Genomic DNA, 16410 nt, shown 5'->3' with positions numbered 1-16410 from the left:
GGCGAGGCCGATGACCACTCCTCTTTGGTGCGTATTCGTCGCGTCACTCCTCCCGTACGTGCTGGCGGGGACCGGCGCCTACCTCCGTGTCCAGCAACTCGGCAAGCTCGACGCGAACCACCCGCGCGTGCAGGCGCTCCAACTCGGAGGCATCGCGGCCCGCGCCCTCGGAGCCCAGGCGAACTCCTGGGAGGCCTTCGCGGTGTTCACCGCGGCCGTGCTCACGGCACACGTCGCAGGAGCGGACCCGGCGGGTGCATCCGCAACACTCGCGATCACCTTCGTCGTCGCGCGCGTTGCGTACGCGGCAATGTACCTCGCGGACATTCCCTCGGCGCGGACCGGTGTATTCCTGACCGGGTGGGGCTGCTGCCTTGGGCTATTCTACCAGGCGGCGACGGCCTGAGCGGACTCGCGCCGCCATCCATGCCAAGATGCACCCGGACCACGGAGGAGCACCCACATGTCGAAGATGGTGATTGAGAAGGGCTACTTCAGCTCGCGAGACGAAGTCATGGCGGACATCGGCAAGACCGGCTTCTGGCCGCACACGTTCGTGTCCGGCAAGTCGCCGGAGTTGCCGATTCACTACCACGACCACGACGTGATCGGGTACGTCATCGAGGGTGAGACCTACCTCCTCGACGAGGAAGGAGAGCGGGTTCTCATCTCTTCGGGCGACAGGCTCGACATCCCGAAGGGAGCCTGGCATGCGGAGGGCGAAGTGACCGATCGAGTCGTTTACATCGTGAGCCTGCGCGATCCGATCGATCTCCTCCAAGGCATCATCCCGAAGGAGCCGAAGGGCCCCTTTCCCTCGTTCGACTAGCCCGAGCACACCGTGAAGGCAGCCGTAAGCTACGAGTACAATCAGCCGATCGAGGTCGTCGACATCCAGATCGGCGACATCGGCCCCCGGGACATCCGCGTGCAGGTGAAGGCCACCGGGCTATGCCACTCCGATGTCGCCGTCCAAACGGGCGCCCTGCCCTTCCCGTTGCCGATGATTCTCGGCCACGAGGGCGCGGGCATCGTGCTGGAGGTCGGTGACGAGGTCACTCAAACAAGGGTCGGGGACCACGTCGTCCTCTCCGCGCTGATTCACTGCGGCGTGTGCGACAACTGCGTAAAGGGACGCCCCAACCTCTGCCTCTGGGGTCTCAGCACGATCTTCTCCGGCAAGAACCCCGACGGCTCGCTGCGGGCGAAGGACTCCGCCGGGCGCGACATCCACCAGTTCGCGTCGATCGGCACTCTCGCCGAGGAACTCATCTGCAGCGAGAAGCACGCCGTCCCAATCGACAAGGAAGTCCCGTTCGAAGCGGCCTGCCTCACGGGCTGCGGCGTGCTCACCGGGATGTCGGCCGTCCTGAATCGGGCCAAGGTGCAAGCCGGGAAGTCCGTCGTCGTTCTCGGCTGCGGCGGCGTCGGGCTGAACGTGATTCAAACCGCGGCGATGGCGAACGCCGGCAAGGTCGTGGCGGTCGATCTGCACGAAGCCAAGCTCGCGATGGCGCGCGAGTTCGGTGCGACACACAGCATCCAGAGTGGGCCGGGTGTCGACGTCCCGACCCGCGTCCGTGAACTGACGGGCGGCATGGGTGCCGACTACGTGTTCGAGGTCGTCGGCATCCCCGAGGTCGTCCGGACAGGCTGGGACTCCCTGTGCGTCGACGGCACGCTGGTCGCGATCGGGGTACACCCGTCCACCGCCGAGATCACCCTCCCCGCCGCCGACATCTCGTCGACGGAGAAGACGCTCATGGCCTGCCTGTACGGAACCTCACGACCGACCAAGGACATCCCCCTTGCGATCGGCCTCTACCAACAGGGGCGCCTCAAGCTCGACGAGCTCATCACCCACCACTTCGCACTCGAGGACATCAACGAAGCGGTCGAGAAGATGCACCAAGGCCAGGACGCCCGAGGCGTGGTCGTCTTCTAAGACGGCTCCTCCATCGCACGCGAGAAATCCGGAACCTCGCCCTTGTATGTGTCGGCGTGATGCCTTCCTCGCGGACCCGGGCGTACGCGGTGAATAGCTCCGTCAGGCCGTTGAACAGGTAGAGCCAGTGAGCAACGCCGGCCGCGGTTTCCGGCCGGTCCGTATCGTTCGGGTCGTTGACTCTCGCCTCCGCGTTCGGGTCCGTCCAACGCTGGTACCAGGTGCCGCGAACGTTCGGCGGAGAGCTAAGCTATCGGTTCTAGAAGAACCCCAGCGGGCTCGTTCCGTAGCTAACCAGAAGATTCTTCGTCTGCTGGTAGTGCTCCAGGGCCATCTTGTGCGTCTCACGGCCGACGCCGGACTTCTTGTAACCGCCGAAGGCCGCGTGCGCGGGATAGGCGTGGTAGCAGTTCGTCCACACGCGCCCGGCCTTGATATTCCGACCCATGCGGTACGCCCGGTTCATGTCGCGCGTCCATACGCCGGCACCCAGGCCGTAGATCGTGTCGTTCGCGATCGCGAGCGCCTCGGCCTCGTCTTTAAACGTCGCAACGCTGATGACGGGGCCGAAGATCTCCTCCTGGAAGACGCGCATGTCGTTGCGGCCCTCGAAAATCGTGGGCTGAATGTAGAAACCGCCCGAGAAGCCATCGGACATCTCCTCGACGCCACCGCCAATCAGAACCTTCGCGCCCTCGTCCCGGGCGACCTTCATGTAGCCCATGATCTTCTCAAACTGTTCTGCGGACGCCTGCGCACCAACCATCGTCTCGGTGTCGAGCGGATTCCCCCGTTTGATCTCATTGGTGCGCGCGACGACCATCTCCATGAAGCGCTCGTAGATCGACTCGTGCACGAGGCCCCGCGACGGGCACGTGCAAACCTCGCCCTGGTTCAAGAACGCGAGCACCATGCCCTCGACGGCCTTGCTCACGTACTCGTCTTCCTGGTCGAGGACGTCTTCGAAGTAGATGTTCGGCGACTTGCCACCCAACTCCACCGTGGACGGAATGATGTTGTCCGCGGCATACTTCAGGATCTGCGAACCAACCGCGGTCGATCCCGTAAACGCGATCTTCGCGATCCGCTCGCTCGTCGCAAGCGCCTTGCCGGCCTCCTCACCGTAGCCGTTGACCACGTTGAGGACGCCCGCGGGGAAGAGATCTCCAATCAACTCCATCACGAGCAAGATCGACGCAGGCGTTTGCTCAGCCGGCTTCAAAACGACGCAGTTGCCCGCAGCCAATGCCGGCGCAAGCTTCCACGCGGCCATCAGGATCGGAAAGTTCCACGGAATGATCTGACCGACGACCCCGAGCGGTTCGTGGATGTGGTACGACACCGTGGTCGAGTCGATCTCCGCGAGACCGCCCTCCTGGGCGCGGATGCAACCGGCGAAGTAGCGGAAGTGATCGACGGCTAGCGGAAGATCAGCCGCGAGGGTTTCCCGCACACCCTTTCCATTGTCCCACGTCTCGGCAACCGCGAGCATCTCCAGGTTCGCCTCGATGCGGTCGGCGACCTGCAGGAGGATCCCCGAACGTTCTGCTGCAGCGGTCTGGCCCCACGCATCGCTCGCGGCGTGCGCCGCATCCAACGCCCGCTCGACATCCGCCGCGGACGAACGAGGGATCTCGCAGATGACCTCACCAGTCACCGGCGTGATGTTCGGAAAGTACTCGCCCTTGACCGGCGCGATCCACTCGCCCCCGATGTAGTTCTCGTAGCGCGACTTGAACTTGACCGGCGAGTTCGCGTGGCCTGGATTGTCGTAGATCATGGGCGGGCTCCTTGGGTGTTCCGCGTACCTCTGCGGCCGAGCGACGCAAACGGGCCACCCGTGTCACGCACTATAGGCAGGTTCGTTCCGGGGATCCATGGAACCGACCGCGAACCGACCATCGGTTGCCGCCAAGCCTTCCTGCGGCCTATCGTGCGGCCATGACGATTACCGGCGAGTGCTTCTGCGGCGCCATTCGATACGAGTTGACCGGCCCTCTGCGCGACGCGCGGTCCTGCCACTGCTCCCGCTGCAGAAAGGCCTTCCGCGCCCAGGCCTTCGCGTACGCACTCGTCGACCCCGACCGGTTCTCCCAGGTCGCGAAGGACCCGCCGGGGAGCGAGAGCATGTAAACGATGCCCCGGTCCGCGAGCCCCGCGCGTTCCCAGTGTCGCAAGGCACCCAACGTGAGAGTGAACAAACCGGACGGAGTACCCGCATACAGCTGCTCAGGTCGCGCCAGGTCGACCGCGATCGACGTGACCGAGGGAACGCCCTGATCGCCCGGGGACAGTCCCCGGGTAAAACGCTCCCACGACGCGCCCGCATCCTTGCCCTGAAACTCGGCCCGCGACGCAGCACCGACGATGCGGTTGTCGTCGCTCGGATCGAACACGAAGCCCACGAAGGTCGCCGCGGCCATCGGGGAGTCGCCCGGATCGATCGCGAGCGAGAGGACCCCGCCCGGCGGCAGAAAACCACGCGCATCCGCCAGCCCCCGACTGGCAGCCTCCCAGCTCTCGCCTCCGTCGAACGACCGAAACACGCCCGCCGTCGTCGCTGCGTAGAGCCCAGTCGGCTCGTCCGGTGCGGCCACCAGGTCGAAAACGCCCCCACCCTGCGGCCCCGAGGAGCAAAAGGGGGAGAAACATTTGGAAAAACGGACTCCCTCGGGGCTCGGGCCTCACCGGACACCCGACCAAACCCCCACCGAAGCTCGGGCGAAACACCATTGCCAGAAGCCTCGGCACCCCTTATCCTATCTAGAGTCGGATAGGACCGATGTTGAGCGGCCCGCCAGGCGACAAACCCGCCGCGGGCTTCGCACCTTCGGGCTGTCGACTGGGCGGACCCTCGGAAAACGGCTTCCGATTCGCTTCCGACGCTGCGGGCCTCAAAAGCACCGCCGACGCAGCCTCGTCCACCCTTCCGGCGGAGAACTGAACCGAGCCCCTCCCGAGGCAATGCCCGGGCCGGCCGGACGCCAACTTCAAGCAAAGGAACACGTACACCCGATGGAAACTCTTAACCTCATCCCGGCCCTCACTGACGCAGTGGCCGACCTCGGCTTCAGCGAGCCGACCCCCATTCAGGCGAAAGCCATTCCCGTCGCCCTCGAGGGCCGCGACCTGATCGGTTGCGCCTCCACGGGAACCGGCAAGACCGCCGCCTTCCTGCTGCCCATCCTACAGCGACTGAACGGAGCCAAGCCGGATGGCTGTCGCGCTCTGATTCTCTCGCCCACGCGCGAGCTCGCGCTGCAGATCGACGAGCAAGCGTTGGCACTCGGCTACTACGTCGGCCTCAGCGCCGTCGCCGTGGTCGGCGGGGTCGACATGCGACCGCAGGAACGCGCCCTCAAGGCCGGCAGTGACATGATCGTCGCGACTCCCGGACGCCTGCTCGACCACATGCGCTTTGGTTCGGTCGACCTGAGCGGCATCGAGGTTCTCGTTCTCGACGAAGCCGATCGTATGCTCGACATGGGCTTCCTGCCCGACATCAAGCGCATCCTCGAGCAACTTCCGAAGACTCGCCAGAACCTGCTCTTCTCCGCGACGATGTCCCCCACGATTCGCAAGCTCGCCGATGAGATCTTGACAGACCCGGTCACGGTGACCGTCGATAGACAGCGCCTCGCGAGCGGGATCGAGCAGAAGGTGTTCTCCGTCGGCCAGGACGACAAGGCCGCGCTCCTCACGAGACTCCTGCGTCGTGAGTCCATCACCTCCGCCCTCGTCTTCGTGAAGCGCAAGGCAGACGCCGACCGACTTGCCCGTCAGGTCAACCGCGCCGGCCGTGAAGCGACGAGCATTCACGCAAACCGGACGCAGGCGCAACGCATGGAAGCGCTAGAAGACTTCCGTCGCGGCGACTGTTCCGTACTCGTCGCGACCGATGTGGCCGCACGCGGCCTCGATGTCGACGGCATCTCGCACGTCGTCAACTTCGACGTGCCGCACTCGCCGGAGGACTACATCCACCGCGCTGGGCGGACCGCGCGCGCCGGCGCCGCCGGTGAGGTCTTCACGTTCGTGTCCGCGCCAGAGCGCGACAAGCTCGCCGAGATCGAGAAGGAGCTCGGGTTCGCAATTCCGCGAAGCGAAGCGAACGCCCGAGGCTCGAGCCGCGGCGAATCGACGCGACGCGACTCGAAGAGCGGCGCCTCGACCTCCAAGCCCTCGGGCTCGGGCAACGGAGCAGCTGCGGCGGCGGGCGCACCCGAGGGCGCGCCGAAGGCTAAAAAGCGCGGCTCCCGTCGCCGCCCCCGACGTGGTTCCAGCTCGCCCGAGGCGCAGCCCTCCTGAATCGCACCACCGGCCGGTCTCGAGCGGACTCAACCGACTCGAGATCGGCTCCTTCACTTCTGCATCAGGCCACGCAACCGGCGCAACAGCTCATCCACTCGGAAGGGCTTGTGCAAAAACCCCTCGGGCCCGGGATAGAACTGGGGGCCGGCGAGCTCCTCAGCCGCGTAGCCACTAACGAGGAGCTCCGGAACATCCGGGCGCACGCCCCGGATGAGCCCAAGCGTGTCGACGCCGAACAATCCCGGCACCGACATGTCGAGGGCCACGGCCGACACGGAAACGTCAGCCGAGTCTACCTCTCCGGCGGTTTCACCGTTCTGCACTTCGCAAACTCGGAATCCGAGAGTCTCTCTCGCCACCGCGGGCGGAGCGGTTGTCATAGAGATCACGGCGGACGTGACCGCACCGCCGTTCAGAATCTGCGCCCGCGGAAGATGCCGAGCGCCGGGCTCGGCATCGCCACACTGAGGAGGTCCGAGATGACGACGCCATTGGTCGCCGGGATCCCGGTGAAACTCAGGGAAGTCCCCATCTGGGCGCCGACCGGCACCGCGGCGAGCAAAACTGCCAGACCAACTACGAAAGGAATGCGTACGTGATCCATCGTGACGCCTCCGAATCGAATGGCCCGACCGCTCTCAGCAAGCCGCAGGACGTTCTTGGGACGAAGGTGGGAACTACTTGCGGATCGCCCAAGTCAGCGCGAGGACCCCGAGACTAGCCCCACGCCGGGATGACCGTCGCGATCGCCGGTCCGCGAGGCGGCTTCGAAGAGCGAAGGCTGATTCGCCGCGACGCCGATCGCCGCGAGGGGCACCCACCGAACCGGCAGCGGATAGCGCCGTGGTGCCTGGCCGAGCAGTGCCACGACGGCGGCGAGAGGTGCGCCCAGTGTGGGCCGGTCGGGTCCCAACGTAAGTAACCGACCGGCCGGCGCGTCAGAACCTCATCTTGCGGTAAGCGAAGAGGAGAACAACGGCCCCGAGAGACGCCGTGAAGATGCTCCCGAGGTTGACTCCCGTCACACTTCCGATGCCGACCACGGAACCGATCCAGCCACCGACGAACGCACCGCCGATCCCGATCAACATGGTCACGACCAAACCGCCAGGGTCGTCACCGGGCATCAGGAACTTGCCGAGCGCGCCCGCGATGAGGCCAAGGATGATCCAGCTGAGAATACCCATCGATGCTCTCCCTTTCGATTCAAGTGGGCCCGTCCCGCACGCACCGGGTAGACCACAGATCGCACCCCCGCACCACGTCCGGCCGGCGCGGCTGGCTTCGGCACGGTGGTAGTATATTCGTCGCTACGAGAACCGACGTCGGGACCGAGGAGAAGAAATGGGAAGCTGTGAAGGAAGGGTCGCGCTGGTCACCGGAGCCAGCCGGGGCATCGGACGGGCGATCGCGAACCGGCTCTCGTCAGAGGGCGCGGCCGTCGTACTGAACGCGTCACGCATGGGCGCCCACGGTCGGCTCACCGGCACACTCGAAGAGGCCGAGGCCGAGGTTCAGGAAGCCGGCGGCCGCGCGGCTGCGATCGCCTGCGATCTCTCCGAACCGGAGGCACGCGCCGACCTCATCGAGCGCGCGAGTCGGCCGTTCGGACCGATCGACATCGTGGTGAACAACGCCGCCGCCGGCACGATGAAGATGCCCAGCGTCATCACGGTGACCGAACGATCCAAGATGTTCGACCTGAATGTAAACGCCCCGATCGACCTCGCCCAACAGGCTCTTCCGTCGATGAGGGAGCGCGGCGGCGGCTGGATCCTCAACATCAGCAGCGCCACCAGCAAGCAGCCCGCCGTGCCATACCGGGACTCGAAAGAATCCGCCTGGATCATCGGTCCGTACGGCGCGACGAAAGCCGCGCTCGACCGGTACACCGAAGCGCTCGCGCACGAGGTCGCCGAGTACGACGTCTTCGTGAACGCACTCGCCCCGGTGGCGATCGTGATGACGGCCGGAGCCCATTGGGTGCGCGACATCGCGCGAAAGAACCCGGATTGGGTCGAACCGGTGGAGATGATGGCGGAAGCCGCTCTCGAGCTCTGCAGCGAACGGCACGTCGGCCGCGTCGTGCTGAGCCGCGACCTCCTCCACTCGGTTGGCCGACCGGTGAAGAGCCTCGATGGGTGCGCGGTCCTCGGCGACGCTTTCCTCCTAGCCGATGCCGAGGCCACCTCATGACGATTCGACTCCTGGTTTCGACGATCACGGCCCTCACTCTGCTCGCGCCAACGGCGCCGGCAGAGGCCAAGCCCGGTGGCACGGTCCGCAACAGCACACCGGCCAAGCCCCTCGAACGCTCGAACCCGAGGTATCCGCTCGAGGCAAGACGGCAGCCCTCCGAGGCATGGACCCTCGCCAGTTTCGTGATCCGCCCCGACGGCACCGTTGGCGATATTCTGATCGACGCTTCCTTCGGCGGCGAGGAGTTCGAGGAGGCGGCCCGCGCTGCAATGAAGAAGTGGCGCTACGAGCCCGCACGGCTCGATGGCGAGAACGTGCACCAATGCCACCAGGAGGTCCTCCTCACGTACAACATTGAGGACGACGGCAAAGTGGGAGCGTCCAAGCGTTTCATCAAGCGGTACGAGAAGGCGAGCGAGCACCTCGACGCCGGCGAGATCGACGAGGCCCAAGAGGACATCGACCGGCTCGAGGAAAACAACCTGTACGAGTCGGTCCGGGCATCCCTACTGCGTGCGGAGGTGGCGCGCATTCAGGGCGACGCCGAGGGTCAGAAGATCCACCTGTGGCGAACCCGAATCGGAGACGGCGCGCACCTCGACGACAACACCCACGCGGGAGTCCTGCGCGCGCTCTTCGTGCTCCACGTGAAGAGCCATGACATCCACGAGGCCCAGCGGGCGTACGCACGGCTCCAGAAACTGGACCCGGAAGGAGGGGTCCCCGAGTCGATGCGAGAGTCCAATGGCCGCATCGACAAGTTCCTCGCTCGCGATGCACCCCTTCAGTTTCCGCGGGTCCTACCCGCAAGACGCGAGGGCGAAACCGGCTACACCCGCAGGCGCCATGGCGTGATGCGAAACATCATCGGGATCGAAGATGTCGAGGGCTCGATCGATCACGTCGACCTCCGGTGTCAGTACCACCGCGCGACGTGGAAGCCGACGCCCGGAAAAGCCTCTCGCGTCCCGGAGAAATGGGGCGACTGCTGGCTCTACGTCTTCGGCGACCCCGGAACCAAGTTCAACGTGATCGAGTACGACAAATCCTTCGCCTCGGGCTGAGCCGGCGTTCAATAGAGGTTCTTCGCCGCATCCCTCTTCATCATGCGGTCCAGCAGGACCGGGTCCGGCACGAGCGCGAGCAGCCCCGCTTGGCCGGTCGCCAGAACGTTGCGAAGGCTATCAGCGATTCGATTCCCTGGACGATCGGGGAGGAAGAGCGTGCGGTCACCCAGCACCCGCAGCAGGCCGCCGGGGTCCCCGCGCCGGGAAAGATCGAACCCTCCCGCTCCATCGTGCGTGCCGAGAAGCGCGAACGACGCCTCTTCGAGGAACCGGACGTCCACGGAGTCCAGCCGATCGCGCGTGCCCGCGGTCGCACCACTCAGCGGCTCGGAGGACTCGCGGGCCGCCCAGAGCTTGGCGCGACAAACGCCTTCGGGCAGTGAAAGTAAATCTCTCCGCCGTCGACTACTGCGACCGCAACACCGCGAGCGGACTGCCCGCGCGCGTCGGGCGGCCGATCGCGCCGCCCAACACCGCGCTGATCAGGAAACTCACGACCGCGAAGGCCGCGTACTCCGTCAGCACGGGCGTGAACGGAATCTCGAAGACGAAACGCGTGAGCGCCCAGGTCGCAAGCATCGCCAACCCGACGCCAAGCAGGGCCGCGAGGGCTCCGAGCGCGACGGCCTCGGTCGTGATGATTCGACGCAGGATGCGCGTGGAAGCGCCGAGCGTCCTCAGCAAGAGAATCTCCCGCATTCGTTCGTCGCGCGCCATTGCAGCGGCGGCAACGAGAACCAAGAAGCCCGTCGCCAGGGCGAACAGCGCGAGGACGCGGACAGCGAGAGCCACGCGCGCCATCATCGTGTCGACGGCACGCAGGATCAGGCTCGCGTCGAGAACCGAGACATTCGGGAACTGGAGAACGAGGTCACGCTGGATCTCGGCCCGAGCGTTTGCGTCGACGTGACGCGAGAGGAACACCGTCGTGCTCGGGGCCTCCTCGATCAGGCCCGGCGGGAACAGCGCAATGAAGTTCGTCGCGAGGCGGCTCCAATCGACCTCGCGCAGATTCGCGATGTAGCTCTCGACCGGCACACCCTGGATGTCCCAGGTCATTCGATCCCCGACCGAAAGGCCAAGCGAGCGAGCCACACCCGTTTCGATCGAGACCGGCACCGGCTCGATCCGGCCCGCCTCCGGATCGGTCCACCACGCGCCCGCCGCAATCTCCTCGCTCTCCCGCAGCTCGGCCGCGTACGACAGCCGGTACTCCCGCAGAAGAGCCCAACGCGCCTCTCGATCGTCGGGATCGACCGCGATCCGTTCCGAGGCCGTCTTCCCATCGATCGCAGAAAGGCGCGCCGACACAATCGTCGCCCGATCGACGATCGCCGCGCCTCGCTCGGCCAGGAACGCCTCGAGGGGCGCGACCTGATCCGGCTGGATGTCGAACAGGATCAGGTTCGGCCGGTCGGGCCCCGAATCCATTGCGAGTTGGTGAAGCACGTTGCTCTTCACGCCGTAAAGCGTCGTCACGAGGAACAGGCCAAACCCGACGGTGAGCACGGTCGAGACGGTGTGATTGCGCGGTCGAAAGAGATTCGCGAGGCCCTGACGAAGCCAGTACGGCGAACGCCGCGGAACGAGCCGACGAAGAGCACCCGCGAGCAACTGTGCCGTACCCGCCAAGATCCCGAGCACGACCGCGAGGCCACCCGCGAATCCGAGACCCACCAGAATCGTCGGCGCCTGCCAGCACGAGACCGCCAAGAGGCTGACTGCCAGGGCGACAAGCACCGCCGCGCGGCCGCGAAGCGGCAAGGGTTCGGCTACGAAGTCGGCGCGAAGAGACCGCAGCGGCGGAACGCGTACGAGGTCGATCAGCGGAGCCGCCGCGAACAACACCGTCACCCACAACCCCAATGCAATTCCCGTCGCGACCGCGCCCACCTCGAACGTCGGCTCGACGTCGACTGGGATCAGCCCCTGCAAGAGCACCGGAAGACCCCACTGTAAACCAACGCCGATTGCCGACCCGACGCTCCCCGCCACGGCGCCGAGCACGAGCGCCAGCATCCCGTACACCGCGAAGATGTCGCGCGAAGAAGCGCCCAGCGAGCGAAGCATCGCCGTCGTGTCGAGTTTGTCTCGCACAAGCACCCGTACCCCGGCCGCAACGCCGACTCCGCCGAGGGCGAGCGCCGCCAGGCCGACGAGACCGAGGAAGCGCGTCATCATCCCGAACCCGCGATCCAGATCCGCCTGCTGGCCGGCGACCGTCTGCACCTTCATATGCGCGTCTTCCAGTGCCGAGCGGTTGTCCGCGACCCAGCTTCCGATCTCGCCTTTCGGAGTCCGGACGAAAAAGAGGTACTCGACCAGGCTCCCCGGCCGCAGCAGGCCCGTGGCTTCGACGTGCTCCCGGGCGATCAGAACCCGCGGCGCGATCTGCGTCTGCACCCCGAAGCTGCCGGGTGCCTTTCCCACCGTGCCGACGATTCGAAAGCGCACCTCCCCGATCTTCAGGTCGGCGCCGACATCGATCCCCAGTTGCAGGAGGAGGCTCGGATCGACGACCGCGCGGGGCACGTCGCCCGCGTGCACGAGCGACCAACTTTCGGGAGGCGTCGTGACGACTTCGCCCCGGAGCGGATACGCCGCGTCGGCCGCCTGCACGTCCACGAGGCGGCTCCGTCCCGAATTCGGTGCGAGGACCATCGAGCCGAATCGCGTCAGTTCTGCCGAGGCACCCTTCGTCTCCGCGAGAAGAGCGCCAACACGGTCCCGAACATCGTCGGGGAGAGGCGCCCGGCGCGAGAGGCGAAGATCGGCGCCAAGCAACATGGCCGCCTGCACGTCGATCGCCGTCCGCGTCGTGGCGCGCAGCCCGTGCAGACCGACGAGCGCCGCGATCCCGAGAGCCATGCACGACCCGTAGAGGAAAAGCCGACGCCGCGATGCTCGCAGCTCACGGCGCAACATCGCGCTGACGAAGACGCGGTTCAGTCCACGCACTCGATCTTCTCAATGCGCCCGCGTGCGAGGTGCATGATGCGATTCGCGCGGCGTGCGAGCCCCTGGTCGTGCGTGACGATCACGAGCGTCGTCCCCTGCCCGTGATTCAGGGAGAACAACAGTTCGATGATCCCCTGTCCTGTCTCGTCGTCGAGGTTACCCGTGGGCTCGTCTGCAAAGAGTACACGCGGCTCGTTCGCAAAGGCACGCGCGATCCCGACCCGTTGCTGCTCGCCCCCCGAGAGTTGAGCCGGGTAGTGACCGAGGCGATCCTCGAGTCCAACCCGCCCCAGAAGCTCCCGCGCCCGGGCTTCTCGCGCGGCAACCACCGCCGGCGCCGGAAGCAATTCAAGGGGCACGAGCACGTTCTCGAGCGCGGTGAGGGTCGGCACGAGCTGAAAGCTCTGAAACACAAAGCCGATCGACGAGGCGCGGAGCGCGGCCCGCGCATCTTCGTCCAGTCGCCCGAGCGACTGTCCAGCGAGCTCAACTTCCCCCTCGGTGGGCCGATCCAGACCGGCCAAGAGCCCAAACAGCGTGGTCTTCCCGCTCCCCGACGGCCCGAGGATCGCGAGGATCTCGCCGCCGGGCACCTCGAGTTCGATGCCGTCGAGTACCGTCAGCGACTCGGCACCGGCGGGCCGCGGGTAGCGCTGGCGGAGATTCCGAGCGACGATCATGGGCGATGAAGAAGCGGACACGACGGTTCCCGAGACTCTACTGGCTCGGGGCCCTCCTCGCATGTCTGGTCACCAGCGCGGCTCTCGCCGCCGACGAGCGGCCCGTCGTCCTCTTCGTCGGCACCAGCCTCACCGCCGGCTACGGGCTCCCATCGGACGAGGCCTTCCCCGCGCTGCTCCAGCAGCGGATCGACGCGGCCGGCTTGGAATACCGCGTCGTGAACGCCGGCGTTAGCGGCGACACGTCGGCCGGCGGACTCCGACGTATCGACTGGCTCCTCAAGCTGCCGATCGCCATCCTCGTCCTCGAGCTGGGCGCGAACGACATGCTCCGCGGACTCAGCCCCGCCATGATGCGCGACAACCTACAGCAGATCCTCGACCGGGCCCGCGCCGCTCATCCCGACGCGCGCTTCGTGATCGCCGGGATGCGTGCTCTGCAGAACCTAGGCGACGGCTACGTCGAGGAGTTCGAGACGAGCTTCCCGGCGTTGGCGGAGAAGAATGATGCCGCCCTGATCCCCTTCCTCCTCGAGGGCGTGGCCGGCGAGCGGTCCCTAAATCAAGCCGACGACATCCACCCCAACGCGGAGGGACAGAAGAAAGTCGCGGCCGTCGTCTGGCCGAAGCTCGAACCGCTCCTCGCCGCCAAGTAGACGCCGCGTCAGACCGCCGGCTCCATGACTTCCACCGTCCCGGCGTCGCCGTCGAGGCGGACCCGGTCCCCGGTGCGCAACACGCGCGTCGCGTTGCCGGTGTTCAGCACTGCCGGCAGACCGTACTCCCGCGCAACCACCGCCCCGTGCGACACCGCGCTACCCACGTCGGTCACCAGACCGGCGATGATCGCAAAGTAGGGAGTCCAACCGACGTCCGTGATCGCGGCAACGAGGATTTCGCCGGGTTCGAGTGCCTCGGCTTCTACCAGCTCGCGGACGACGCGCACGCGGCCCTCGACGCGACCGCGGCTCACCGGCTTACCCACGACGAGCCGCTCGTCGCCCTCGACCGGCGGCGGCGCCTCGGGCTCCGGCAACCCGACGCTGACCTCCGGGAACCGGAGCTTCTCTTGGAAGGAGAGCGCCTCACGACGTTGCACAGCGAGGTCGGCCCACCGGTCGCCCGGCGACGATTCGGCGAGAAGGCCCAGCTCCTCGTGAAGCAGAAAGAAGACCGCGTCTTCGTCCGGCAAGCGACCTTCGGCCACGAACTGCGCCGCTAGCGCGCGGTACGCCCGCTTGAAGTGCACCGTCGTCGCGACCAGGAGCGACTTCGACCGCTCGCGGTTGCGCACTGCGGCGTGCGCCATGGGGGCCAGCCACCGCAGCCGGCCGAGATCCATCGCCACACGAACCGGCTCGGCTCCGACCGAGGCGCTACCCGCTACACGACGAGCGCGGAGCTGTGCCTGAAGCGCGCGGATCAGTGGGGTCGGATCGTGCGCCCACTCGGGCTGACGGACGTCGAGTTCGCGGAGACTACGATGCCCATGACGAGCGAGGTACGCGGTGTAGACGCACCCCGCCTCGCCGGACGCCTCGCCGCGAAACCACGCGACGGCCGTGGCTACGTCCCACTCGGGGAACTCGGCAGGTGTCGCAGACCGCTCGAGCGCCTCGAGGAGCCGTCGCGCCCCCGCGGCAATGTCGGCGCTCTCGACGCCTTCCGCTCCGGACAGAAGGTGCCCGACCGCCGCGTGATGTTCCGGCGACGGTTCGGCGTCCCCCGCGAGAACCCGCAACAGGATCGGTGCGAGCGCCCCCGCACCCGACGACACCGTGAGATGTCGTGCATAGGACTCGTAGAGCACCTCGCGCTCCGCCTCGATGTTCTGCCACGTCGACTTCGAGTCGCCGCCGACGGAGATCGTCCCACGCTCGACGAGGGCCTCCATCCGCCGGAGGTGTGGTTGGGCGCGGACGACGGAAGCGACTTGCCGGACGGCCCGCGGTAACCGGATGCGGAGAGCCGGCACATCGGGCGCGACGATCTCGGGCACGAGACGACCACAGATCGCGAGGCTCTGCTGATCCGGGTGAGAGCCGGTCACGGCGCTGGAGAAGCGCGCACCCTCACTCAAGTTGATGAATAGGTGCCCGTGGCTCATCCCGATGTAGACGTTGTCGCTCGAACGCTGCGCGCGTACACCGATCGCGATCATGTTGTCCTGCCAGCCGACGTCGATCCCGCGGGCGCATGTCGAGAACGTGAGGGGGGACACCGCGCCCGGCATCATCTCGCCCACGTTACAGCGCGTGTACACGTCGCCCTCCTCCATCGGCGGCGTGTCGATCGACTGCGGGTCCAGCATCAGCGTCGTGATCGGCCTCGCCTGCAACCAGAAGAGCGTGCCGTCCACGTCGATCGCCCACTCGAGATCGAGCGGCTCGCCCGCGGCGGTCTCGGCTTCGAGCGCCTCACGGGCCAATTGAGCGCGCTCCTCCTGAGAGAGCACAGGGGTCGCGCCCGCGAGCTGCGTCGGCTCCCAGACGCCATCCGATCGTCGGAGCTCGTCGTGGTCCGGACTCGCGTGGCCCGAAACGAGCGCTTCGCCGAGACCCGCAACCGAATCGAGCACGAGCCGGTTTCGACGACTGGTCACCGGATCCGCCGTGAAGCAGACCCCCGACGCACGGGCGGACACCATCCGCTGGATGACGACCGACATGACCGCGGCGCCCGCGGCCTCGTCCCGCGAATCCCGGTACGCGACGGCCCTAGCGCTCTGCGCCGAAGCCAGACACTGGTCGATCGCCGACCGCAGCTCAGTGGGCCGAACGTCGAGGATGGTCTCGTACTGTCCAGCGAACGACGCGCCAGCGCCGTCCTCCCCGATGGCAGACGAGCGCACGGCGAGCCGGCCTTCGCCGAGGACGGCGACCTCCCGTTCAAGGTCCTCGGGAAGCCCTCCGCGAACGGCCCCCTCCAGGACCAGGGTCGGCGGAATCTCCAGACCCATTGCCCGCAGGCGAGCGAGGCCTTCCGCCTTCCCGCCGACCGCGTGGTCGCCGGTCTCGTCGATCTTGAGGATTCGCGCCATGGAGCCAGGAACGTAACGGCAATAGCAGCCGCTGTCCCGTGGCGCGGGCCCCGACCCACCTGATAGGGAGCCGCGCATGAACTTGCCCGCCCCGCGCGGGCACAAGGTCGAGAAGACCGGCAGCGGAGGCGGGTCGATCGTGACCGGACGGCTCGAAAGCGAAGCCCAACGCACGGGAGTGCGCTTCTAGTACGACACGGGCGCGACAAA

General features: G+C 66.7%; 16 protein-coding genes and 1 pseudogene. 8 read left to right on the top strand and 9 right to left on the bottom strand.

Annotated elements, in window-relative coordinates:
* Positions 1 to 10 precede the first annotated feature (10 nt).
* From P8R42_10185 to P8R42_10175, 3 genes are read left to right on the top strand one after another with little or no spacing between them, the layout of a single operon-like run.
* The gene (locus P8R42_10185; GenBank protein ID MDG2305008.1) at positions 11 to 406 is read left to right on the top strand and encodes an MAPEG family protein; all 396 of its coding nucleotides are present in this window, start codon (positions 11 to 13) and stop codon (positions 404 to 406) included.
* A gap of 57 nt (positions 407 to 463) precedes the next feature.
* Positions 464 to 829 carry a cupin domain-containing protein gene (locus P8R42_10180; protein MDG2305007.1) on the top strand — a complete coding sequence of 122 codons (366 nt, stop codon included), beginning with the start codon at positions 464 to 466 and terminating at the stop codon, positions 827 to 829.
* 12 nt (positions 830 to 841) lie between these two features.
* Complete coding sequence (locus tag P8R42_10175) at positions 842 to 1945, top strand: alcohol dehydrogenase catalytic domain-containing protein (protein ID MDG2305006.1); 1104 nt, start codon at positions 842 to 844, stop codon at positions 1943 to 1945.
* Positions 1946 to 2204: 259 nt separating this feature from the next.
* Here the strand turns inward: P8R42_10175 and P8R42_10170 are convergent, their stop codons facing one another.
* On the bottom strand, positions 2205 to 3725 hold the full coding sequence (locus P8R42_10170) for an aldehyde dehydrogenase (GenBank protein ID MDG2305005.1): 1521 nt from the start codon (positions 3723 to 3725) through the stop codon (positions 2205 to 2207).
* 161 nt (positions 3726 to 3886) lie between these two features.
* On the opposite strand from P8R42_10170, the pseudogene P8R42_10165 reads away from it, so the two are divergent.
* Positions 3887 to 4024 (top strand): annotated as a pseudogene (locus tag P8R42_10165) (GFA family protein).
* A 936-nt stretch (positions 4025 to 4960) separates the two neighbouring features.
* The gene (locus P8R42_10160) at positions 4961 to 6253 is read left to right on the top strand and encodes a DEAD/DEAH box helicase (protein MDG2305004.1); all 1293 of its coding nucleotides are present in this window, start codon (positions 4961 to 4963) and stop codon (positions 6251 to 6253) included.
* 53 nt (positions 6254 to 6306) lie between these two features.
* Here the strand turns inward: P8R42_10160 and P8R42_10155 are convergent, their stop codons facing one another.
* From P8R42_10155 to P8R42_10140, 4 genes are all read right to left on the bottom strand, one after another.
* Entirely contained in the window at positions 6307 to 6636 is a 330-nt protein-coding gene (locus P8R42_10155; GenBank protein MDG2305003.1) for a response regulator, read from the bottom strand.
* A gap of 32 nt (positions 6637 to 6668) precedes the next feature.
* Positions 6669 to 6860, bottom strand: a complete 192-nt coding sequence (locus tag P8R42_10150; GenBank protein MDG2305002.1) for a hypothetical protein — start codon at positions 6858 to 6860, stop codon at positions 6669 to 6671.
* 93 nt (positions 6861 to 6953) lie between these two features.
* Positions 6954 to 7124, bottom strand: a complete 171-nt coding sequence (locus P8R42_10145; protein MDG2305001.1) for a hypothetical protein — start codon at positions 7122 to 7124, stop codon at positions 6954 to 6956.
* 70 nt (positions 7125 to 7194) lie between these two features.
* Positions 7195 to 7443: a GlsB/YeaQ/YmgE family stress response membrane protein gene (locus tag P8R42_10140; protein MDG2305000.1), complete on the bottom strand. Its 249-nt coding sequence runs from the start codon at positions 7441 to 7443 to the stop codon at positions 7195 to 7197.
* A 157-nt stretch (positions 7444 to 7600) separates the two neighbouring features.
* Between P8R42_10140 and P8R42_10135 the strand changes: the two genes are divergently transcribed.
* Both P8R42_10135 and P8R42_10130 read left to right on the top strand, forming a co-directional pair.
* Positions 7601 to 8452: an SDR family NAD(P)-dependent oxidoreductase gene (locus P8R42_10135; protein ID MDG2304999.1), complete on the top strand. Its 852-nt coding sequence runs from the start codon at positions 7601 to 7603 to the stop codon at positions 8450 to 8452.
* Complete coding sequence (locus P8R42_10130) at positions 8449 to 9519, top strand: TonB family protein (GenBank protein ID MDG2304998.1); 1071 nt, start codon at positions 8449 to 8451, stop codon at positions 9517 to 9519. The genes P8R42_10135 and P8R42_10130 overlap by 4 nt, the downstream gene beginning before the upstream one ends.
* 8 nt (positions 9520 to 9527) lie before the next feature.
* On the opposite strand, the gene P8R42_10125 is transcribed toward P8R42_10130, so the two are convergent.
* From P8R42_10125 to P8R42_10115, 3 genes are all read right to left on the bottom strand, one after another.
* Positions 9528 to 9803: a hypothetical protein gene (locus tag P8R42_10125; GenBank protein MDG2304997.1), complete on the bottom strand. Its 276-nt coding sequence runs from the start codon at positions 9801 to 9803 to the stop codon at positions 9528 to 9530.
* A 124-nt stretch (positions 9804 to 9927) separates the two neighbouring features.
* Entirely contained in the window at positions 9928 to 12480 is a 2553-nt protein-coding gene (locus tag P8R42_10120) for an FtsX-like permease family protein (GenBank protein MDG2304996.1), read from the bottom strand.
* Positions 12468 to 13160: an ABC transporter ATP-binding protein gene (locus P8R42_10115; protein ID MDG2304995.1), complete on the bottom strand. Its 693-nt coding sequence runs from the start codon at positions 13158 to 13160 to the stop codon at positions 12468 to 12470. Before P8R42_10115 ends, P8R42_10120 begins: the two co-directional genes overlap by 13 nt.
* A gap of 5 nt (positions 13161 to 13165) precedes the next feature.
* Between P8R42_10115 and P8R42_10110 the strand changes: the two genes are divergently transcribed.
* Positions 13166 to 13816 carry an arylesterase gene (locus tag P8R42_10110; GenBank protein ID MDG2304994.1) on the top strand — a complete coding sequence of 217 codons (651 nt, stop codon included), beginning with the start codon at positions 13166 to 13168 and terminating at the stop codon, positions 13814 to 13816.
* 8 nt (positions 13817 to 13824) lie between these two features.
* On the opposite strand, the gene P8R42_10105 is transcribed toward P8R42_10110, so the two are convergent.
* Complete coding sequence (locus P8R42_10105; protein ID MDG2304993.1) at positions 13825 to 16200, bottom strand: PEP/pyruvate-binding domain-containing protein; 2376 nt, start codon at positions 16198 to 16200, stop codon at positions 13825 to 13827.
* Between the last annotated feature and the right edge of the window lie 210 nt (positions 16201 to 16410).

The sequence above is a fragment of the Candidatus Binatia bacterium genome (assembly GCA_029243485.1).
Taxonomy (GTDB): Bacteria; Desulfobacterota; Binatia; order UBA12015; family UBA12015; genus VGTG01.
This window is presented reverse-complemented; position numbering and strand designations above follow the sequence as displayed.